Origin of the sequence: Cognatiyoonia sediminum (assembly GCF_900129845.1) — a bacterium.
Taxonomy (GTDB): Bacteria; Pseudomonadota; Alphaproteobacteria; order Rhodobacterales; family Rhodobacteraceae; genus Cognatiyoonia; species Cognatiyoonia sediminum.
The window spans coordinates 1-20660 of sequence record NZ_FQXB01000005.1; the positions used below are offsets into that span (position 1 = coordinate 1).

Annotated in this window: 22 protein-coding genes; 11 read left to right on the forward strand and 11 right to left on the reverse strand. The window is 52.8% G+C overall.

Translation table 11 applies throughout. From position 1 onward, the window contains the following. The 3 genes from BUA85_RS13320 to BUA85_RS13330 form a co-directional block, all read left to right on the forward strand. Positions 1-210, forward strand: a 210-nt coding sequence (locus tag BUA85_RS13320) for an integrase core domain-containing protein (protein ID WP_131802817.1), incomplete at its 5' end; no start/stop codon positions are given. Between the two features lie 180 nt (positions 211-390). Next, on the forward strand, positions 391-1887 hold the full coding sequence (locus BUA85_RS13325; protein ID WP_072901932.1) for an AMP-binding protein: 1497 nt from the start codon (positions 391-393) through the stop codon (positions 1885-1887). 88 nt (positions 1888-1975) lie between these two features. Further along, positions 1976-3001 (forward strand): trans-3-hydroxy-L-proline dehydratase, encoded by a 1026-nt coding sequence (locus BUA85_RS13330; RefSeq protein ID WP_072901934.1) that lies wholly within the window; start codon positions 1976-1978, stop codon positions 2999-3001. A 312-nt stretch (positions 3002-3313) separates the two neighbouring features. Here the strand turns inward: BUA85_RS13330 and BUA85_RS13335 are convergent, their stop codons facing one another. Beyond that, positions 3314-4027: a hypothetical protein gene (locus BUA85_RS13335; RefSeq protein ID WP_072901936.1), complete on the reverse strand. Its 714-nt coding sequence runs from the start codon at positions 4025-4027 to the stop codon at positions 3314-3316. 105 nt (positions 4028-4132) lie between these two features. Beyond that, the gene (locus BUA85_RS13340; RefSeq protein ID WP_072901938.1) at positions 4133-4765 is read right to left on the reverse strand and encodes a response regulator; all 633 of its coding nucleotides are present in this window, start codon (positions 4763-4765) and stop codon (positions 4133-4135) included. A 241-nt stretch (positions 4766-5006) separates the two neighbouring features. Here BUA85_RS13340 and BUA85_RS13345 point away from each other — a divergent pair, with 241 nt between their 5' ends. From BUA85_RS13345 to BUA85_RS13360, 4 genes are all read left to right on the forward strand, one after another. Continuing rightward, positions 5007-5618, forward strand: a complete 612-nt coding sequence (locus BUA85_RS13345; protein WP_072901939.1) for an HdeD family acid-resistance protein — start codon at positions 5007-5009, stop codon at positions 5616-5618. Positions 5619-5697: 79 nt separating this feature from the next. Beyond that, positions 5698-6075 (forward strand): SHOCT domain-containing protein, encoded by a 378-nt coding sequence (locus tag BUA85_RS13350; protein ID WP_072901942.1) that lies wholly within the window; start codon positions 5698-5700, stop codon positions 6073-6075. A 193-nt stretch (positions 6076-6268) separates the two neighbouring features. Next, positions 6269-6976, forward strand: coding sequence for a vWA domain-containing protein (locus BUA85_RS13355; RefSeq protein ID WP_072901944.1), 708 nt, complete (start codon positions 6269-6271; stop codon positions 6974-6976). Between the two features lie 97 nt (positions 6977-7073). Then, a complete protein-coding gene (locus BUA85_RS13360; RefSeq protein WP_072901946.1) occupies positions 7074-7358 on the forward strand; it encodes a DUF1330 domain-containing protein in 285 nt (94 codons plus the stop codon). A gap of 77 nt (positions 7359-7435) precedes the next feature. On the opposite strand, the gene BUA85_RS13365 is transcribed toward BUA85_RS13360, so the two are convergent. The 6 genes from BUA85_RS13365 to BUA85_RS13390 all read right to left on the reverse strand — a co-directional run bounded on the left by BUA85_RS13365 (position 7436) and on the right by BUA85_RS13390 (position 13871). Continuing rightward, entirely contained in the window at positions 7436-8425 is a 990-nt protein-coding gene (locus tag BUA85_RS13365; protein WP_072901948.1) for an ABC transporter substrate-binding protein, read from the reverse strand. Positions 8426-8475: 50 nt separating this feature from the next. Continuing rightward, a complete protein-coding gene (locus tag BUA85_RS13370) occupies positions 8476-9321 on the reverse strand; it encodes an ABC transporter permease (protein ID WP_072901950.1) in 846 nt (281 codons plus the stop codon). Next, positions 9318-10250 carry an ABC transporter permease gene (locus tag BUA85_RS13375; protein WP_072901952.1) on the reverse strand — a complete coding sequence of 311 codons (933 nt, stop codon included), beginning with the start codon at positions 10248-10250 and terminating at the stop codon, positions 9318-9320. The genes BUA85_RS13370 and BUA85_RS13375 overlap by 4 nt, the downstream gene beginning before the upstream one ends. 92 nt (positions 10251-10342) lie before the next feature. Continuing rightward, positions 10343-11125 carry an ABC transporter ATP-binding protein gene (locus tag BUA85_RS13380; protein WP_072901954.1) on the reverse strand — a complete coding sequence of 261 codons (783 nt, stop codon included), beginning with the start codon at positions 11123-11125 and terminating at the stop codon, positions 10343-10345. A 27-nt stretch (positions 11126-11152) separates the two neighbouring features. Beyond that, positions 11153-12607 carry a dihydropyrimidinase gene (gene hydA, locus BUA85_RS13385; protein ID WP_072901956.1) on the reverse strand — a complete coding sequence of 485 codons (1455 nt, stop codon included), beginning with the start codon at positions 12605-12607 and terminating at the stop codon, positions 11153-11155. Positions 12608-12623: 16 nt separating this feature from the next. After that, complete coding sequence (locus BUA85_RS13390; RefSeq protein ID WP_072901958.1) at positions 12624-13871, reverse strand: Zn-dependent hydrolase; 1248 nt, start codon at positions 13869-13871, stop codon at positions 12624-12626. A gap of 164 nt (positions 13872-14035) precedes the next feature. Between BUA85_RS13390 and BUA85_RS13395 the strand changes: the two genes are divergently transcribed. Beyond that, positions 14036-14665, forward strand: coding sequence for a TetR family transcriptional regulator C-terminal domain-containing protein (locus BUA85_RS13395; protein WP_072901960.1), 630 nt, complete (start codon positions 14036-14038; stop codon positions 14663-14665). On the opposite strand, the gene BUA85_RS13400 is transcribed toward BUA85_RS13395, so the two are convergent. From BUA85_RS13400 to BUA85_RS13410, 3 genes are all read right to left on the reverse strand, one after another. After that, positions 14662-15285 (reverse strand): TetR family transcriptional regulator C-terminal domain-containing protein, encoded by a 624-nt coding sequence (locus BUA85_RS13400; RefSeq protein ID WP_072901961.1) that lies wholly within the window; start codon positions 15283-15285, stop codon positions 14662-14664. The genes BUA85_RS13395 and BUA85_RS13400 overlap by 4 nt on opposite strands. Positions 15286-15377: 92 nt before the next feature. Continuing rightward, entirely contained in the window at positions 15378-16502 is a 1125-nt protein-coding gene (locus BUA85_RS13405) for an aminotransferase (protein ID WP_072902218.1), read from the reverse strand. A 40-nt stretch (positions 16503-16542) separates the two neighbouring features. Then, positions 16543-17352: an HpcH/HpaI aldolase family protein gene (locus BUA85_RS13410; RefSeq protein WP_072902220.1), complete on the reverse strand. Its 810-nt coding sequence runs from the start codon at positions 17350-17352 to the stop codon at positions 16543-16545. A 326-nt stretch (positions 17353-17678) separates the two neighbouring features. Between BUA85_RS13410 and BUA85_RS13415 the strand changes: the two genes are divergently transcribed. The 3 genes from BUA85_RS13415 to BUA85_RS13425 all read left to right on the forward strand — a co-directional run bounded on the left by BUA85_RS13415 (position 17679) and on the right by BUA85_RS13425 (position 20555). Beyond that, positions 17679-18617 carry a substrate-binding domain-containing protein gene (locus BUA85_RS13415; RefSeq protein ID WP_072901963.1) on the forward strand — a complete coding sequence of 313 codons (939 nt, stop codon included), beginning with the start codon at positions 17679-17681 and terminating at the stop codon, positions 18615-18617. Between the two features lie 75 nt (positions 18618-18692). Then, positions 18693-19766, forward strand: a complete 1074-nt coding sequence (locus BUA85_RS13420) for an ABC transporter permease (RefSeq protein WP_072902222.1) — start codon at positions 18693-18695, stop codon at positions 19764-19766. A gap of 12 nt (positions 19767-19778) precedes the next feature. Then, positions 19779-20555 (forward strand): ATP-binding cassette domain-containing protein, encoded by a 777-nt coding sequence (locus BUA85_RS13425; RefSeq protein ID WP_072901964.1) that lies wholly within the window; start codon positions 19779-19781, stop codon positions 20553-20555. Positions 20556-20660: the final 105 nt, after the last annotated feature.

Genomic DNA, 20660 nt, shown 5'->3' on the forward strand with positions numbered 1-20660 from the left:
TGGGAAAACGGATATTGCGAAAGCTTCAATGCACGGCTTCGGGACGAGCTGCTTAACGGCGAGGTTTTCTACTCGCTCAGGGAGGCGCAAATCCTAATCGAAAAATGGAGGAAACACTACAACACGAAACGACCACACAGTGCCTTGGGTTACCGCCCACCGGCCCCGGAAACCATCGTCCCGATGGAACCCAGGCCAATAATGCACTAGCATTCAAACTGGACCAATTAGGTGGGGCTGATCAGGGGGGATGGTCAATTACCTGTATGATTTGTCCCGTACCGAACAGAACCATGAAAACTACGCTATTCGAGGGCAGGTGATGGCCTCAAAACGTATCGAGGATCTTTCAATGATGCCGATAGAAACACTCGACCGAGGGAAAGTCGCATGACGAATACGCTCTATGATGCGCTGTTTGGTATTCATGAGGAGAATCATAACACCTTCCTGATTTGCGATGATGGGACTGAGGTTTCGTTTGCGAAATTCGTCGAGAGAGCCGCTCAAATTGCTCACGTGCTTGTTGATTGCGAGGTAGGGCCCGGCGATCGGGTTTTGGTTCAAGCGCAAAAGTTAGCGGATACTCTGGCTCTTTATGCCGGCACGGTTCAAGCAGGTGCCGCATACCTGCCTCTGAACACTGCCTATACGACCTCAGAAGTGTCATATTTTGCAGAGGACGCCGCTCCGAAATTGATCGTCGGCGACGCGGAAGGCTCAGGTGACCTTGCTTCAATCGCTGAAGGCATCGGCGCCAAGTTCTTGACGCTCTCGCAGTCTGGCGGGTCACTTAGTTCAGCAGCTGACACAAAGTCACGGTACTTTGAAACTGTCCATCGAAATCCAGACGATTTGGCTGGCCTGCTCTACACATCTGGTACGACCGGACGGTCGAAAGGTGCGATGATGTCGCATAAGAACTTGCTATCGAACGCGCAGGCGCTCACGGACCTTTGGCAAATTACCAGCGATGATCGGCTGATCCATTCACTTCCGATTTTTCATACCCATGGTTTATTCGTTGCGATGAATACGAGCCTACTTGCCGGTGCGGCAGTTCGATTAATCGAGTCCTTCTCGGTCGATGAGATCCTAAGTGAACTGCCCAAGTCCACTTTGATGATGGGTGTGCCGACTTTCTACACACGACTTCTCAACGATGACCGTTTCAAGAGCGATCTAACCCAAAGCATGCGTTTGTTCATTTCCGGCTCTGCGCCACTCTTGGCCGAAACACATCTAGAGTTTGAAGAGAAAACCGGTCACCGTATCCTTGAGCGCTATGGCATGACAGAGACCAATATGATCACGTCAAACCCTTATGACGGCGAGAGGATCGCCGGAACGGTGGGGTACGCTTTACCAGGGGTCGAAGTCAAAGTCGTAAACGCGGAAACTGCCGTAGCTGTCGGCTCTGGAGAGATCGGCGTTATCGAAGTGCGGGGAGACAATGTTTTCCATGGCTACTGGAACATGCCTGAGAAAACGGCCGAGGAATTTAGAGATGACGGGTTCTTTATCACAGGTGATCTTGCCATGTTGGGCTCAGACGGGCGTGTTACAATTGTAGGTCGTGCCAAAGACCTGATTATTTCTGGTGGGTACAACATTTATCCAAAAGAGATCGAAGATGTGCTCAATAACTGCGACGGTATTTTAGAAACTGCGGTTTTCGGCATCCCTCATCCAGATTTTGGAGAAAGCGTTGTAGCCGCGATTGTTACTGAAAGTGGAGCGACTGTCGATGAAAGCGTTGTCGAAAAAGTTGTCGCTCGCGATTTGGCGCGGTTTAAGCACCCGCGGAGATACGTGACGCTTGAAGAACTGCCTCGGAATACGATGGGCAAAGTACAAAAGAATGTTTTGCGGGAGACATTCTCTTAGGGTTTTGGGTTGGGATACATTTCCTAGAAATCAAAATCGGATACTAAATTGCTTGCTATGACTCCTCGTAAGAGATTTGGTTCATTGCATGCTAAGCTCGAAAATCATTCATGTTGTCTCTGCCCACGCAGAGGGGGAGGTCGGCGACGTTATTGTGGGTGGTGTCGCGCCACCGCCAGGCGATACTCTTTGGGCGCAACGAAGTTTTATCTCCAAGGACGACTTACTTCGGCAGTTTGTTCTGAATGAACCACGCGGAGGCGTGTTTCGACACGTGAACCTTTTGGTACCACCCAAAAATCCACAAGCCGATGCCGCTTTCATTATTATGGAACCTGAAGACACGCCGCCGATGTCGGGATCGAACTCAATCTGCGTCGCGACAGTACTACTCGACACCGGTTTGGTGGAAATGAAAGAACCTGTTTCGGAACTGGTGCTGGAAGCGCCCGGAGGTTTGGTGAAGGTTCGCGCTGAATGTGAAAATGGAAAAGCTAAGCGGATCTTTGTTCAGAACCTCCCTAGCTTTGCCAATAAACTTAGAGTCCCTTTAGAGGTTCCTGGTTTGGGCACTTTGACCGTCGATACGGCCTATGGCGGGGACAGCTTTGTCTTGGTTGATGCGGCGGCCTTGGGCTTTGAGATCGTTGCGGGGGAGGCCAAAGACATCGCCCAACTCGGAGTTAAGATAACTAACGCTGCCAACGCTCAGCTGGGGTTCACGCATCCTGAAAACACACACTGGGACCACATATCCTTTTGTGCGTTCTGCGGACCGATAGAAGAGACCGAAACCGGGCTACGAGCAAAGTCGGCGGTGGCAATTCAACCCGGTAAGGTTGATCGCTCTCCAACGGGAACAGCAGTATCAGCCCGCATGGCTGTTTTGGCGGCAGAAGGAAGGATGCAAAGTGGCCAGAAATTTGAGGCCGTGTCGATTATTGGTTCACGCTTTACTGGCCGAATCGTTGGTGCAACTGAGGTAGAAGGGCGTAGCGCGATCATCCCAGAAATCAGCGGTCGCGCTTGGTTGACGGCAACGCACCAACACATGCTTGATCCTACCGACCCTTGGCCAAACGGATATCGGTTGAGCGATACCTGGGGAGCTTAAGTTCCTGTCGGATTGAATTAGGTGGAGATTACATGTTGCCGCTATTGTCTCGGGATCGATGTAGGATTGACATGTTTGCTGGGGGTTTTTGCGGCAACAACTCGTATTCTAGAACTGATCTCGTGTTGGCACTTCGTCGCGTAATCTAATAACTAAATCTGTGCGCTATATCAGCATCCCCAAACTGTCGCGGCTGAGATCAAATCTATGTTCAGAGATGACCCCTCGCAAAATGAGGAATTTGGCGAGAGGTCTTTGTTTTGAGCGCGGGCCAAGAAACTTGGAGAAGCCCGTTATTTCTCAGAGCACCCTTTAGGTGCCTGAATCTCGGTCTGCGCGAAATTGGCCGTTTGTAATGTCGACGAGGCCAAGGCCGGGGGTACCGTTCGCGGTTCCTGTTGTTCGACCGGCGATGACATTGCCGGGATCGCCGCCGACGATGCTATCTCTCCATCCACCGGACACATCCGCATTGATTTGCAGGTTTTCTAGCGTGTCGCCGCCGAAGTAGCCAGAGACTGTGCCTAGGAACTCGGCTCCGCTATCAAAACGACGATTGATGCCGCCAATGTTGCCACTGATGTCGAGGTCACCTGTAAGTAACTCGATCGCTCTGTTGTTTTGCAGTGTGTTCAAGTTGGAGATTTCGCCGCTCACGGGATTTCTTCCGCCGCCGATATCGACCAACATCCTGACTTCGCCAACCAATGCATTCACTTCTGGTTGGTTTTCGATCTCCAATCCGGTGATCCACTGCCCGCTATAGACGGCGTCACCGTTCCGCGGGCCGAAAAGGTTATCATTCTCACGGAAACCAAGGCCCTCGTTAATCGAGTCTCGGATCGCTTGAACTTCTGTTGCGTCGCCGACGTTAGGCTCTAACGCAGGGTTTCCGCCCGGACCTGTACCTGGTCCGGCTCCTGGCCCCGTTGTTGGGCTCATGCTGGAACCGCCACATGCACTGAGGCCAAGGACAGCAATGAGGCCGAGGCCTGTTGTAGTTAATTTTGTTGCAATACGCGTCATCGCTTCCCCTCCAACGCAGATTCTTTTCAATGTGCGAAGGAAGTTGCCGTAGGGGCACCTGTCAAAACATAGGGGAAACTCCCTAATTGAAGCCGGTTTTCAGGATTAGAGCTGGTTTTGCGAATCCAAAAGACCTTCACGTAACGCGTAGGCAAGCAGCTCAGCCATCGAACCTACTTCCAGTTTTGACATGATGTTTGAGCGATGGTTCTCGACAGTTTTGGGGCTAAGCCCAAGGGTCTTTGCAATCGTTTTGGTCGTTTGTCCATTTGCGATCAGACTCAAGATCTGTTGTTCACGTGCTGACAGAGAAGTGGTTTCGGTTGCTGCATCAATCATAGCTGCAGCGTCCGCTGAAATGACACGTCCGCCTTTTAGAAGGATCGGAATCGACTGTTCAAACTCGGATATGTCACTGCGTTTAGTGAACATCCCATGGGCGCCGGCAGCATACAAATCTCGCATGAGAGCAACTGAGGTAATTCCCGAAAAAACGGCAATTTTGGTGTCAGGCGACCAGCGGCGCACTTCTGTGTAAACCGCGATGCCCTGCGCGTGGGGCATCGCAATATCCAACGTCATTAAATCGGGTTTATGTGTCTTGGCGAGCGTTACCGCAGAGATACCGTTATCAGCTTCACCGACGACTTCCATACCTCGATAGGCATTCAAAAGCTTGACCAGTCCATCCCGGATCAACTGATGGTCATCAGCCACGACTGCGGTAAGGTTTCTCATACCCTTAACTTAAGCCCTTGTTTCGCATGATGGCAAATGAGCTTCCGACGTTCGAGGTTAGGCAAATTTGAGTGGGCTCGTCACGCTCGCATCAGAATTGCCGGACCGCATCACTCAACCATCAAGATACTTCGATCTATTGACTGCAAACCTAAAGGGAAACATAGTTTGTGGAAGTTGTAGCCAACACTTTTAAACACCAACCGCTAGGTAGGTCTTTTTTGCCGAAGGGACATAAAGCATGAGCAATTCTGAAACACCTGAAGCCGAAGTTCTCGACCCAGAGATTGTCGAGTTTGGTGAAGCGCTAAGCGGAAGGCTTTCAAATTTATGGTGGACTTTTCTTGTGCGCGGTATCCTCGCAGCGGTGGTCGGTATCGCTGCGTTGTTCTGGCCCACCGACAGTATTTCTTTGTTATTGCAGCTATTCGGACTTCTTTTGATCTTAGATGGTGTCTTTGCTTTCTTTGGGTTTGGCCGTCAGGGGGCGGCTTTCGGGATCGGCCTCCTGACAATTGCTCTTGGGTTGGTCTTTCTGCTTTGGCCTGAAGGAACAGCGCGCACCGCGTCATGGTTACTGGGTGCGTTTGCGCTTCTCTCTGGTCTTGGATCGCTCTACGTCTGGTTCCGCCTCCCGAAAGAGGAACCGGAAAGAGGAATGGTGCGCAATGCCGGTATCGTCGGATTACTAATCGGTCTCGCGTTGGTCATTTGGCCGGGAGTTGGTCCCGTTGTCTTGAGTTGGATGATCGCGTTCTGCGCACTGTCACTTGCATTCGTTTTGTTCTGGCTCGCGTTACGCTTTAGAGAAGCGAACAAGCGCGTAAAGGCAGAAGTTATCAACCCTAATTAGTGAAATTGTCGGCCGCCTATTGGGTCGTCTCACATACTTAGGCGCATAAGCGTCTTCTGAACATTGAAAGGATAAAAACATGGGTTTCTTTGATCTTATTTGGTCGATCTTCTTGATCTTCCTTATGGTTGCTTGGTTCTGGGTACTGATCGCGGTCGTAGCCGATATTTTCCGGTCAAAAGATCTAGGTGGCTTTGCAAAGGCGCTCTGGATCGGCTTTGTGATCATCATTCCGTGGCTGGGTGTTCTGGTCTACGTGATCGCCCGCGGTGACAAGATGCAGGAACATAACGCTCAGGCGATGAGTGATATGGAAGCGGCACAAAAGGACTATATCCGTTCGGTTGCAACCACGTCGCCCGCCGATGAGTTGGAACGCCTAGCGGGCCTGAAGGAAAAAGGCGTGCTGACGGAAGAAGAGTTTGCAGCGCAAAAGGCTAAGGTGTTGGCCGGCTAACCGGCTCAGAGTTTCGGAGAGTTTGATGGGGAAGCCGGCATTGCTCGGCTTCCCCCTTTTCTTTGTCCGCATTGTCAAACACGGACCGATTTCACACTATTCGATTGAGCGGCCAGATTTTGAAGGGAAACATTAACTCTTTTCTGCCAATTTTGAGTTCTGTCACCTGGCGGCAAGGTCAAAGGGCAGTGTCATGGCGCTTCACAAAGTGAACACTCTTCTTGGCGTTTGTTTTGTCTATTTCTTGGTGTGCTCGCCCAAGGCTTATGCCGACGCATCGACAGTCGTTATCTTGGATGCGTCCGTCTCAATGGCAACGGAGTTGGACGGTGGAACGAGACTGAGTGCCGCAAAACAGGCCGTGATGAACGTTTTGAATGAAACCGTTCAGAGTGAGCCTAGCCAGCCCTTTGGATTCATATCCTTCTACGATGGATGCTGGGTTGATGTCATGGTTAAGCCAAGGCCACTGGAGAGTGTCCTCGATGATATTCGGGGCCGCGTATCAAATCTTCAGACACGAGAGTTTGGGCATACTCCGATTGCAAAATCTCTCGAAATTGCTGGAAAGCTATTGGAGCAGGATGGTGGAAAGATAATTCTTGTCTCCGATGGGCAGGAAAGCTGTCAAGAACACAGGGATCTTTGCGAGCTTGCGGAGCATCTTGATCAAATCAATATCGACTTTGAGATCCATTTGGTGGGATTTGCCCTGAGCCCCGATCAAGAGGATGCGCTTCGGTGCATTCCTCAGGCGACGGGAGGTACGTTTGTGTCCGTAAATCGGGCTGATGATCTCATTTCAGCAGTTGGCTTTGTCGCAACTGAAGCTGGGTCAGATGTGCAAGACCGCTGCTATGACAATAGGGGCGGTTTGCTTCATTGGTGGTGCGAAAAATGAAGCATTCATTCCGACAAAATCAAGTCAGTGTTGACTGGACAACCTGCAAAATTCAACCAACAGTAGGGCCAACAAAACAGAATGAAGGACGCGCGAAATGGCGGTTTATGCAGTGGTACAAGTTGATGTCACCGATCCTGAGGCTTACGGAAAATATGCCGAGTTGGCAGGTCCAGCTGTTACAAAATACGGTGGGGAGTTCTTGGCCAGAGGTGGCGAGGTCGTTGTCAAAGAAGGGACAACGCGTGCCCGCTGCGTGTTGATCCGTTTCGACGATATGGAGACAGCGCAGGCGTTCTATGACGGGCCGGAGTACCAAGAGGCTCTAAGCCATGGGCTGCCTGCCTCTGAGCGAGATTATAAGTTCGTTGAAGGCGTCTGATCGACACTATTTGATGCGATAAACAAAAGCGGCGGCTCCAATCAGGAACCGCCGCCTTTTTTGTTTTGTAACGGGCTCTAGTTCAGCGCCGCATCTGTGATTGCATGTGTCCATGCGCCTTCCGGCGCAGAGGTAATCACAGGATCAGAGTCGCCTGCCAAAAGGGATGCTACTGTGCGTTCGTAGTCCGCTGGGTCCAAGGCGCCGTTCGAACCGGCTGTCAGCTTGGCGATTTCGCCCATCATACGGGTTTGGTGGCCCTCGGTCTGCGCGCCGGTTTCATCGTAGTCCAGCACGATCAAAGCAGCGTCATCTGGGTTCTCTTCGGCCCATTTCCAGCCGCGCATAGAGGCGCGGACAAAGCGGACCATTTTGTCTTCAAACGCTGGATCAGCGAGGTTTTCTTCCAGGGCGTAAAGGCCATCCTCGAGCGTTGCGACGCCCTGATCTTCGTATTTGAAGGTAGTCAGCTCTTCTGGTGTCAAACCAGCGTCAATCACCTGCCAATATTCGTTGTAGGTCATAGTCGAGACACAAGCCGCCTGACCGTTCAGGATTGGATCAACGTTGAAGCCTTGCTTGAGAACTTCAACACCGTCTTCGCCACCATCGGTGCTCAGACCCAGTTGTGACATCCAGCTGAGAAATGGGAATTCGTTGCCGAAGAACCAAACACCCAGCGTTTTGCCTGCGAGGTCATCAGTGGATTCAACACCTGCATCTTTGCGGCAGGTCAGCATCATGCCGGACGATTTAAAAGGCTGCGCGATATTGACCATAGGAAGGCCTTTTTCGCGTGCGGCGAGCGCAGCAGGCATCCATTCGACGGTCACGTCAGCACCGCCACCGGCAAGAACCTGTGTCGGCGCGATGTCTGGGCCGCCAGGCAAGATGGTGACGTTGAGGTCTTCTTCCTCATAGAACCCGTTTTCCAGTGCGACGTAGTAGCCCGCAAATTGTGCTTGCGTGACCCACTTCAGCTGAAGTGTGACGTCATCGGCGGCTAGCGCCGAGGTTGCCATCATGGCAAGCGCCGATGCGCAAAGTGTTGTTGTAGCCTTTTTCATGTTGGTTTTCCTCTACTGTTGTTTTGTCGTTTTGGTGTTCGGGTTGCTGATCAACCTCTTTGTGAAGGGTGCCAGAAGGTCACCCGTTTTTCGATGAATGCCACGATCCCATAGAAAGCGGACCCAGCAAGGGCAGCGACTGCAATCTCAGCCCAAACCAAATCGATGGAAAGGCTGCCGACCCCGGTTGAGATGCGAAAGCCCATGCCGCGAATGGGAGAGCCGAAATATTCGGCAACAATGGCGCCGATTAGGGCAAGTGTTGTCGCTATCTTAAGCCCATTGAAGATGAATGGCATAGCTGCAGGTAGTCGCAGTTTGAGCAGTGTTTGTGTGTATCCAGCGGCATAGGTGCGCATCAGGTCGCGCTGCATGGTGTCCGCCTCGCGCAGCCCCTGGACGGTATTCACAAGGATCGGGAAGAAGACCATTACCACCACCACAGCTGCCTTGGATTGCCAATCAAAGCCGAACCAGTTGACGAGGATTGGGGCGATACCAACAATAGGGAGCGCCGCGACGAAATTTCCAATTGGGAGGAGTCCACGGGTTAAGAAGGAGCTTCGATCTATTAGGATGGCTGTGAAGAAGGCAGCAGCAGCCCCGATTGCAAAACCTCGAAGGGCGCCTTTCAAGACTGTCTGCTGAAAGTCGACCCAAAGCGTTTCCAATGAACCCGCGAAGGTGGCCCCAATTTGGCTGGGAGCCGGAAGTATGACTTGGGAGACTTCGAAGCCGCGTACCAGCCCCTCCCATAGGACGAGGATCGATATGCCGAAAAGCAGCGGAACGATGATGCGCACGGCGAGTGTGTCGGATGCTTTAGAGGACGCGAGGCGGATATTCAGGAGCCACGCGCAAATCCAGAAGACAAGGGAAGCGATAAACCAACTCATGTCCGGAACCCCATACGCGGCAGAACGGCGCGTTGAATGAGGTCAATCAGGGTCACCAGAATACCGGCGAGGATGGCCGCCGCGAAGAGGGCGGACCAGATCGCAAGTGGTGTTCCGAATTGGTCTCCAATAAGGATGCGCGCGCCGAGGCCACTGATGGCCCCGGTGGGCAATTCGCCGACGATTGTGCCCACCAGCGCGGCAGCCACGCCGACTTTGAGCGCTGCGAAGAGGTAGGGAACGCTCGCGGGCAGGCGCAACTTCCAAAAGCTCTGTCCGCCGCTGGCGTTGTAGGTTTTCAAAAGGTCGAGTTCTGATGCTGTTGGGGAGCGTAGACCTTTGACCATGCTCACCAAAACAGGGAAATAACAGAGGTAAGCAGAGATGATCGCTTTCGGCACGCCGCGCCCGTCAATGCCGACTTGGTTGGACAGGACAATGATCATCGGGGCGAGGGCCACGATCGGGATCGTTTGGCTGACGATCGCCCAAGGCATCAGGCTCATGTCGGTGACGCGGCTGTAGACGATTGCGACCGCGCCTAGGATTCCAAATGTCGTACCTAGCAGAAAACCCCAGAATGTTGATCGCAGAGTAATCCAACTGTGGTAGAGGAGTGATCGCTTTGAAAACGCTCTTCCTTTCGCGACCATTTCACCGGTTGTTTTCCAGAACTCTTCGCCGACTTGGCTGGGTGTGGGCAGACGCGGTCGGTCCAGCTGATACCCGATTGCGATAGACTCGCGATTGTCGAGCATCAAGCGCCACACGGAAACATCGCGGCGTGTGACTGATCCTTCGGGCACGACGGCAACGCCGCTTCGTTCAGCGATATCAAGGGCGGGGCGGATGTTCATAGGGGCAACGGCGGCCCACCACAGGCCAACGATCACGGCCAGAACAGTAAGGACTGGAAAGACGCTACGCATTGCGCATCACCCGCCTCGGCCTAGAGCCGGGGCCTCTCGCGGGAGAGACGAGGAGATCCCGGGTCAAACTCGGGACGGGAAGGGCGCAAACGTCAGTCATAGCTGTGCCCGGCTCTGAGCCCTTCGCGAACGCGCTGGGCGACTTCGAGGAATTCCGGCGTGTCACGGATTTCCAGTGGCCTTCCCTTCGGCAGCGGGCTGTCGATCACGTCGGTCACGCGGCCTGGGCGCGGGGACATCACGACAATTTTGGTCGAAAGGAACACAGCCTCGGGGATCGAGTGCGTTACAAACCCGATGGTTTTGTTTGTCTTCGCCCAAAGCTCGAGCAGCTGCTCGTTGAGGTGATCTCGTACGATTTCGTCAAGCGCCCCAAAGGGTTCATCCATCAGAAGAATATCGGCATCAAATGCCAGCGCCCGCGCGATCGAGGCCCTTTGCTGCATCCCACCGGAGAGCTGCCAAGGGAATTTGTTTTCAAAGCCAGCAAGATCGACCATTTCAAGCACGCGGGTTACGCGCTGTTGCTGCTCGGATTTAGAAAACCCCATGATTTCCAGCGGCAGTTTGATATTCCCGCCGATGTTGCGCCACGGGTAAAGGCCTGCAGCTTGGAAGACGTAGCCGTAAGCGCGGGCGAGTCGAGCCTCTTGTGGAGAGACACCGTTGACTGTGATCGACCCACCGGTTGGCTGTTCCAAATCCGCGATCACGCGCAAAAACGTGGTCTTCCCGCAGCCAGACGGGCCGATGAAGCTGACGAAATCCCCTTCATGGATGTCGAGATTTACGTCGCTAAGCGCATGGACCGGCCCGTCGTTGGTTTGAAACGTCAACGACAGATCATTGGCCGAGATTTTGAGGCTTGATGTCATTCTGGCAGCAGTTCGAGAGTTCTTCGTTTAGACACCGGTGGCTGGAATGCCGGTTCGTTGCACTGGAGTTGGCGCGGTAAGCTCTTTCCATTGGGACAGGGCTTTGTTCACGGTCGCGTTCGGTGCACGTTCGACGAACTTACCGTGGCCTTCTTGCGTGCGGATTTCGCCATCATGCACCGCCACTTGTCCACGGGTCAGTGTGAAGCGTGGTAAGCCTTTGACCTTGTGGCCTTCAAAGACGTTGTAGTCGATGGCGGATTGCTGGCTGCCCGCAGTGATTGTTTTCTCTTTCTCCGGGTCCCAGACGACCAAATCGGCGTCCGCGCCAACAAGAACTGCGCCCTTCTTCGGGTAGCAGTTCAGGATTTTGGCGATGTTTGTGGAGGTCACGGCGACAAATTCGTTAGGAGTCAGACGACCGGTGCCAACGCCATGGGTCCAAAGCATTGGCAAGCGATCTTCTAGGCCGCCGGTGCCGTTTGGAATTTTTGAGAAGTCACCAACTCCGTAGCGTTTCTGCTCTGTCGTAAAGGCGCAGTGGTCGGTCGCCACACAGCTAAGGCTGCCCGACATCAGACCGGCCCAAAGGCTGTCCTGGTGCTTTTTATCGCGGAACGGCGGTGACATCACGCGGCGTGCTGCGTGATCCCAATCATCGTGGAAGTATTCACTTTCATCCAAAGTGAGGTGCTGGATCAGCGGTTCGCCCCAAACGCGTTTCCCGTTCTGACGGGCGCGGCGGATCGCTTCGTGCGCCTCTTCGCAAGAGGTGTGCACGACATAGAGCGGCACGCCTGCCATATCAGCGATCATGATCGCACGGTTCGTCGCCTCGCCTTCAACTTGGCTGGGGCGGGAATAGGCATGGGCCTCTGGGCCGGTGTTGCCTTCAGCTAGCAGTTTGGCCGTCATTTCGGCCACGACATCGCCGTTCTCAGCGTGCACCATGGCTGTTGCGCCGAGTTCTGACAGGCGTTTGAAGGAGGCGAAAAGCTCGTCATCATTCACCATCAGCGCGCCTTTGTAGGCGAGGAAGTGTTTGAATGTGTTGATGCCACGCTGATTGACGACGGTTTCCATGTCGTTGAAGACCTGTTCGCCCCACCACGTCACAGCCATGTGGAAGGAATAGTCGCAGTTGGCGCGGGTCGATTTATTGTCCCAACGCTTGATCGCATCCATCAGGCTTTCGCCTTGGTTTGGCAGGCAGAAATCAACGACCATCGTGGTGCCACCGGCCAGACCGGCACGCGTCCCACTTTCGAAATCGTCGCTGGAATAGGTGCCCATGAACGGCATTTCGAGGTGGACATGCGGGTCGATCCCGCCGGGCATCACGTAACACCCTGTCGCATCTAGAGTTTCGTCGCCTTTCAGGTCAGGGCCGATTTCTACGATGCTACCGTTTTCGATAAGGACGTCGGCTTTGTAGCTGAGGTCGGCAGTGACAACGGTTCCGTTTTTGATGACTTTTGACATGTGTTTCTCCCCGTCCTTATTCGACGATTTCGGCGGTTTTCAGCACGGCATGTAGCAATACATCGGTGCCGGCTTGCGCCCATTCCTTGGAAATCTCTTCCGCTTCATTGTGGCTTAGGCCATCAACACAAGGACACATAATCATGGCTGTCGGAGCCACGTCATTGATCCAACAAGCATCGTGACCGGCGCCCGAGACAATATCCATGTGCGTATAACCTAGTTCTTCTGCGGCCTCTCTTACGGCCCCGACACAACCTTCATCGAAGGCGGGAGGGTCGAATTGACCAACGATTTCACAACTGAACTCTGTTTCGATTTCTTCGCAAAGTTTCGGCGCGCGTTCCATAAATTCCGCGACCATGCCGTTGAGTTTATCAAGCAAGTGCGTGCGCATATCGACTGTAAAGATAACCTTGCCGGGGATGATATTGCGAGAGTTCGGGTAAACATCGATGTGCCCGATAGCCCCAACGGCGTTTGGTTGGTTCTTCATTGCGATTTCGTGCACGAGCTCTGTGACGAGGGCGAGACCGCGACCTGCATTCTTGCGCATGGACATCGGGGTAGAGCCGGTATGGCTTTCCTTTCCGGTCACAGTACATTCGATCCAACGTAGCCCTTGGCCATGGGTGACGACGCCTACATCCTTGTTCTCAGCCTCCAAGATGGGCCCTTGTTCGATGTGCAGCTCAAACATTGCGTGCATCTTTCGGTCGCCAACCTTTTCGTCGCCAACCCAGCCAATGCGCTGCAACTCATCGCCAAAGCGCTTGCCATCCGCATCAACGCGATCATAGGCCCAATCTTGACCGTGTTTTCCGGCAAAAACGCCAGACGCCAACATCGCGGGTGCAAAACGTGTGCCTTCTTCATTCGTCCAGTTGGTCAGGACGATGGGATGTTTGGTTTTGAGGCCGAGGTCATTCATCGTTCGGATGACCTCAAGGCCGCCCAACACACCTAAAACACCGTCGTATTTGCCACCGGTCGGCTGCGTGTCGAGATGGGAGCCCATGTAAACAGGCAGCGCCTCGGGATCTTCACCCGCCCGCGTTGCAAACATATTGCCCATGGTATCGACACCCATGGTCATGCCCGCGTCTTCGCACCATTTCTGGAAAACCGCGCGGCCTTTCGCGTCATCATCAGTGAGGGTTTGGCGATTGTTGCCACCGGCGATGCCGGGGCCGATTTCAGCCATTTCCATAAGACAATCCCACAACCGGTCAGGATCGATCCGCAGATTCTTACCGAAAGACATTTGCGCCCCCTTGTTTTCTCCCTTGGAACATAGCCTGCAAATTTCTTGTACGTTCGGTCAATCTTTTTTTGACCGAACGTGCGGTGTTCGACTATCGTTGGGAAAGACTCGGCTCCGTCAATGCGTTATGGAGCCAAAATGCATTGTATTTGGGCAGATCAGAAATGAACAAGCCAGCCACCGGCATTCAGGCGCGTCATAGAGAGGAAACGCGAGAGCGGATTCTGGCTGCGGCTGAGCGTGTATTTGCTGAGTATGGTTATGAAGGTGCATCTTTCGGACGGATCGCGCAGGAAGTCAATTTGCCGAAATCCAATGTGGTTTATTACTTTGAAACAAAAAAGAAATTATATCGATTGGTCGTCGAAGACATCTTTAACGTTTGGCGGCAGGCGGCGGATAATATTCAGCCCGACAGCGATCCTGAACAGGCACTTGGCGAATATATCGATACCAAGCTAGAGTTAGCGCGGGTCAGACCGCACGGGTCAAAAGTTTGGGCGAATGAGATTATTCAGCGAGCTCCGATCGTTCAGGACTATCTAGAAAATGAACTTCGCGATTGGACGAATGATAGAATTTCAGTGATAGATGGTTGGATTGATCGCGGTATGATCAGGCCAATAAACGCGCGCAATCTTTTGTATGCAATTTGGGCGACCACGCAGCACTACGCTGACTTTACCCACCAAATTCAAACCTTGAACGATGACAAAGAGCTGTCCGAAACGCAGTGGTCTGAAACCAAACGGGCGGTAAAGGACATACTAATCAATGGAATCTCGAAGGGTTAACGCGACGGTGTTAGCAACTTTGTGTACATCGGAATGAGGAACGCCTCAGCATCATCAAAGAGGTTCTCCATCTTTTGTGGCGATAGAGTACGAATTTGAACATCAAAGTCGGCATAATGCTGCGTGGTGGCCCAGATAGAGTAAATGAGATGATAAGGGTCAACGGGCGCAATTTTCCCTTCGTTCGACCACCTCTGAATCAGTTCAATTTTATCTCTAAAGATCTGATGCAAAGGATCGAACAAGCTATCGTCTGCACGTTCGATACCAATCAATATTTCGCTCGCAAACAACCGACTCTCGCGAGGATAGTCTCGTGACATTTCGATTTTCCGACGGACATAATTGCAGATCTCTTCGACGGCATCGTCGGTTTGCCCGATGAATTCCAATGGATCGATCCACAGCGAAAGTGTCGATGACAAAAGATCTGAATAGAGTTTCTCTTTGTCGCTGAAGTGATAAAGAAGGCGCGGTGTCGACATGTTTGCCGCTTGGGCGATCTTGTTGATTGAGGCGCCCTTGTAGCCATTCTTAGAGAAAATTTCCAAAGCGGAACTCAAGATTTCGTCCCGGCGCTCTGATTGAATCCGAGTTAAATTGGCTGGCTTACTTGTCATTCTTTGTCAGTATTCTTCGTTTTGGTGTGCCGCCATCATAGGTGTTTCTCAGGCTTCTCAAAACGAAAAGGGTAAATTCCGAAAGCAAAAAATCACGTCGGATGCTCTGTGAGATATTTCGATACCTTCTGAAGCCCCTTTTGCAATGCTACTGGCGAATTTCCGAAGCCTATCCGTATATGATCGTCCATACCGAAGGCGTCACCTGGGGTGAACATGACCCCGGTCTTTTCAAGTAGATCTATGCAAAGTTCGCGTGATGTCACAGGAAGATCAAACTTGAGCATCGCGGTGGTACCTGAGTTTGGCTTCACCCATGAGATGCGCGGTTCATTGGCCACCCAATCTTCAAGCATAACAAGGTTATCGCGCGTGATTTGCTGGCTTCTAGCAAGGATCTTATCGCGATTTTCAAGTGCAAGGCAGGCAAGATAGTCGTTAATCATGCCGACCGAGATAGTGTCGTAGTCGCGATGGATCATCACGGTTTGCTGCACTTCCTGGGGCCCAACGATCCAGCCAAGCCTAAGACCAGCAAGGGAGAAAGCTTTTGACGTGCTCCCCGTACTAATTCCTTTCTCATAAAGGTCAGCGATGGATGTGGTTAATCCAGTTCCGGTCTGATCGGTACCACGATACACCTCATCGCAAAGCACATAAGCGCCGACGCTGCGGGCGATCTCGGCGACGCGCAATAACATCGCCTCATCCATAAGCGCACCGGTTGGATTGTTCGGATTCGTCAATGCGATAAGCTTTGTCTTCTTGTGAACTATGCCTCGCAGTTCTTCCAAATCGGGCAGAAACGAGTTCTCCTCCAACAGTTCCAAAGTATCAACGTTTGCGCCGATGCTTTCGGGGATGGAGTAATGTTGCTGATAGGTTGGTACGATGGCGACAACGTGGTCGTTCCGCTCGACCAATGCCTTGTGAACCAACATATTTGCGGCAATTGTGCCGTGGGTAACGGTGATGTTTTCTGCGCTTTGGTGATCAAAAAGATCAGCGATTGCGGCCCTCAATCGATCTGATCCCTCTATCGCGCCGTAGGTCATCTTCATGGCCAAGATGGCGCTCAGATCGGCGCTGTTTTGACCTGACAATTTGAGAAGTTCTTCGATTGTGATGCTATCCACGCAAGTTTCAGCCAGGTTATATCGGCAGCGCGTTTCCCATTCATTCATCCACATCTCGACTGCGAAGGGCTCAATTCTCATGAGAATTCCCAACCATGGAAAGGTCTGATCATGAGCTGCTTCAATAGCCAGCTTCCGTCTGATCGGGCGCATCAACACGGCTGGTTAGGTCGTGAAAAACCGAGATCGAGTCGCTGGCTGCGGCAGCCAAAAGCCGGACGTCGCCAGCGACTGTGGTTAGGTTATACCCCCAACTGATTGCTTGAGCTGCATACTCGGGCGTTCCGCAATGAATACATGCACCAATACTATTCTTTTGGCACTCTTTCGCGATGTTCTGAATGATCTCGATCATTTCAGGCTCTTGGCGATCGAGACCCGGAGGCAAGCGCCCTTGCTGTGTGCCGAGTGTGAGGTCGGCGGGGCCCACATAAATTCCATCCAATCCCGGAGTGGATGTGATCTCCGCCAAGTTCTCAGCCCCTTCCTTGGTCTCAATCATTGCGATTGCCAAAACTTCGTCATTTGCGGCAACGCCGTAGTTCTCTTGCGCAAAAACGGCCCGAGTAGGGCCAAAACTGCGCTGCCCATGCGGCGGATAGCGCATGTAGGACACAAATTCCTCCGCTTCCTGACGGTTGTTGATCATGGGGCAAATGATGCCCATCGCACCCGCATCCATCGCCTTCATAATCGCCGACGGATCTAGCCACGGCACCCGCGCCATCAGGGTAGCGCCTGAAGCCTTTGTCGCTTGAAAAATTGGAAGTAAGTCGGTGTAGTCGAGCGCTCCGTGCTGCAGGTCAACTGTTAAGCTGTCATAGCCTTGCGCGGCCATGATTTCGGCCACGAAGGGGTTCCCAATTGAAGACCAAGCGTTGATCGTCGGTGTTCCGGCGCGCCACATCTCACGAAGCTTGTTCTTTTGCATCTTGTTTCTCCTTTGGGCGTAATCCTTGCCGATACTTGTCTGCCTGAATCTTTGGCAAGACAACCCAAAGTCGACATGAAAATTAACCATGCCCAAAAACTTCATTCTTGCAACCGGTTGCAAAATGCCTAAGGTAAGGGTTAGCGAAAGTGAGAATCGCGTCCTAAGTCGCGGTGTCTTGTGATGGCAAGCGCTGGGGCAAATGGTGCCGCTGGGAGGGAATTCAGAGGCATTTTTTCACAGTTGAAGGCTTCGCCGTGCCAAGAGCACGACGAGGCTTCCGGTCAGATAACGGTGTGCCGGACACCGATCCTTGGGAGGAAAACATGAAAAAATATCTACTCGCGACAGGTCTAACTGCCTTGATGGCAACATCTGCTGCGTCACAGGAAATCGGCGCAACGTTTTCGCGTTTCGACGATAACTGGCTGACCGTTCTGCGGACTGGCATGGTTGAGTATGCAGGCACAATCGACGGCCTGTCATACCAGCAGGAAGACGCGACAGACGACTTGGCCAAGCAGATCGACCAAGTGAAGAACTTCGTGGCGCAAGGCGTTGACGCGATCATCGTGAACATCGTTGACACATCTGCAGGTGCGGCGGTTTCTGCGGCGGCTGGCGACGTGCCATTGGTTTACGTTAACCGTGAGCCTGACAACGTGAACGAACTGCCACCGACTCAGGCGTTTGTTGCATCAAACGAGATCGAGTCTGGTACACTTTCTGCATTTGAAATCTGCAAGAACCTGCGCGCTGAAGGCAAAGGCAACGGCGCACGCGGCTACCTGATGAATGGTCAGCTTTCCAACCAGGCTGCAGTTCAGCGTTCGAAGGACGTTTATGATGTGATCGGCATGGACATGTGTAACTTCATGGAAATCATCGATGAAGCACCTGCCAACTGGTCTCGTGACGAAGCACAGGACTTGATGACAAACTGGATGTCTTCAGGTGAGCCATTCGACTTTGTTCTTGCCAACAACGACGAGATGGCGATCGGTGCGATCCAAGCGATGAAGGCAGCTGGTATCGACATGGCTGACGTTCAGGTTGGTGGTGTTGACGCTTCTCAAGACGCTCTGCTTGCAATGGCAGCTGGCGACTATGACGTGACAGTGTTCCAGGACTCTGTTGGTCAGGGCACAGGCTCCATCGACGCAGCTCTGAAGCTGATCGCTGGTGAAGATGTGGACACCAAGGTTTACATCCCATTCGTTCTAGTTACGCCAGAGAACATGGGCGAGTTTATGTCTCGCAACTAAGATCGTTTGATCTGAAAAATGGGCGGTGCGACTCACGCGCCGTCCACTTCTTTACCGACAACTGGGGAGGCGAGCATGGCTGACACAAGCCAAGGCGTCGGTGGTCTGACCTTTGATAAATCAAAAAGGTCGTGGCCCAACGAGCTGAATATTCTTTTAGCATTGGTCATCATTATCGTCGTGTTTGAGGCGATCGGACAATTCGCGCCTTACATGAACGGCCAAAGCTTCTTGTTCGATACCAAGGACCGCTTTGACAGCATCTTTAACGAAGCAAGACTGCAGATCATCATTCTGCAAGTGGCCATTATCGGTATCATCGCTTTGGGTGTGACGCAGGTCATTATCACAGGCGGGATCGACCTTTCCTCGGGCCCTTTGGTCGCGGCAACCGCCATGATCGCCATGAGTTTCGCTCAAGTCGCTGAGGTCAACGGCTTCCCAAACCCCAAAGCTCTGTTTGGCCCTTGGGCAATGGACCTTCCGGTCATTGTTCCCGTCGTGATCGGCTTGGCGTTCGGGGCATGCATTGGCATCATAAACGGCACGTTCATCGCGTACTTTAGAATTCCACCGTTTATTGCGACCCTTGGTATGTTCCTGTTCTGCCGCGGCATTGCCCTGTGGTGGTCCGGCGGTAACCCTGTTTCGTTTCCAACGGACGCGTATGCCTGGATCGGGTCTGGCATGATGCCAGTCGTATGGTTCGTTCTTCTGGCAATCATCTTCCAACTGATCATGAGCTACACCGTTTACGGCAAACACACCTACGCCATCGGCTCCAACGAAGAAGCCGCGCGGATGTCGGGCATCAACGTGAAGCGCCATAAGGTTATGGTCTACATGATTGCCTCTATGTTGGCGGCTTTCGCAGGTATTGTGCTGAGCTCAAAGGCTGTGACAGCGCAGGCGGGTATGGGTGAATTCTACGAGCTCTTCGCCATTGCGATGGCCGTGATCGGCGGCATCAGCTTGCAGGGCGGACGCGGGTCAATCATCGGGACAGTTTTAGGTGCGATGGTTTTGGGTGTGATCCGGTCTGGATTTACCTACATCAAGCTTGATGGGTCGTATCAGTTGATGGCCATGGGCGCGATCATCGTGGCGGCGGTCATTCTTGACCAATACCGACAACGGAACCGAGCGTAGGAGGGCCGAAAGATGAGCAACGATATCGTACTCGAAACCAGAGGCCTGACGAAGCACTACGGTGGTGTGCAGGCTTTGAACGATGCGAACTTTATCCTGAAAAAGGGTGAACATGTCGCGATCATGGGTGACAACGGTGCCGGCAAGTCCACCTTTGTCCGCCAGATCACTGGCGTGGAGCAGCGTACAAGCGGAGACGTGATTTTTGACGGGCAACCGGTGAATTTCACAGGCCCAATTGACGCTAGAGAAGCGGGCATCGAAACTGTGTTCCAAACTCTGGCTCTAGCAGACCATCTGGACGTCCCTGACAATCTTTTCCTTGGGCGGGAAAAGACCAAATTGGACTGGCTTGGCCCGTTCCGACTTCTTGACTATAAGTCTATGCGACAAGATACGCTGGATGCGCTAGAGCGGACTGGCGTTAAAATTCCAAACATACGGAACACAATCGAGCGCATGTCTGGTGGCCAAAGACAGTGTGTCGCGATCGCGCGTACTGCGAGTTTTGCGTCTAAGTTGACGATCATGGACGAACCGACCGCAGCGCTTGGTGTTCAGGAAACCGCACAGGTTGAAAACATTATCCGAACGCTGAAAGAGCAGGGCGAGCCATTGATCCTTGTCAGTCACAATATGCGTCAGGTCATGGATCTTGTGGACAGGATCATCGTGTTCCGGCGCGGTCGTATCGTTGCGAACTTGCGCAAGGAAGAGACAGACGGTCAGGATATTGTCGCTTATATCACCGGAGCGAAGACCGGCGCCGAATACGAAGGCGCTGCATAAACTAAAGAAAGCGGCGGTATTTACCGCCGCCTTTTTTTTGGCTAGCGACCCAAGGGAGAACTGAAAGGCCGGTCGATGACTAACAGAAACCGAAGGATAGACTAG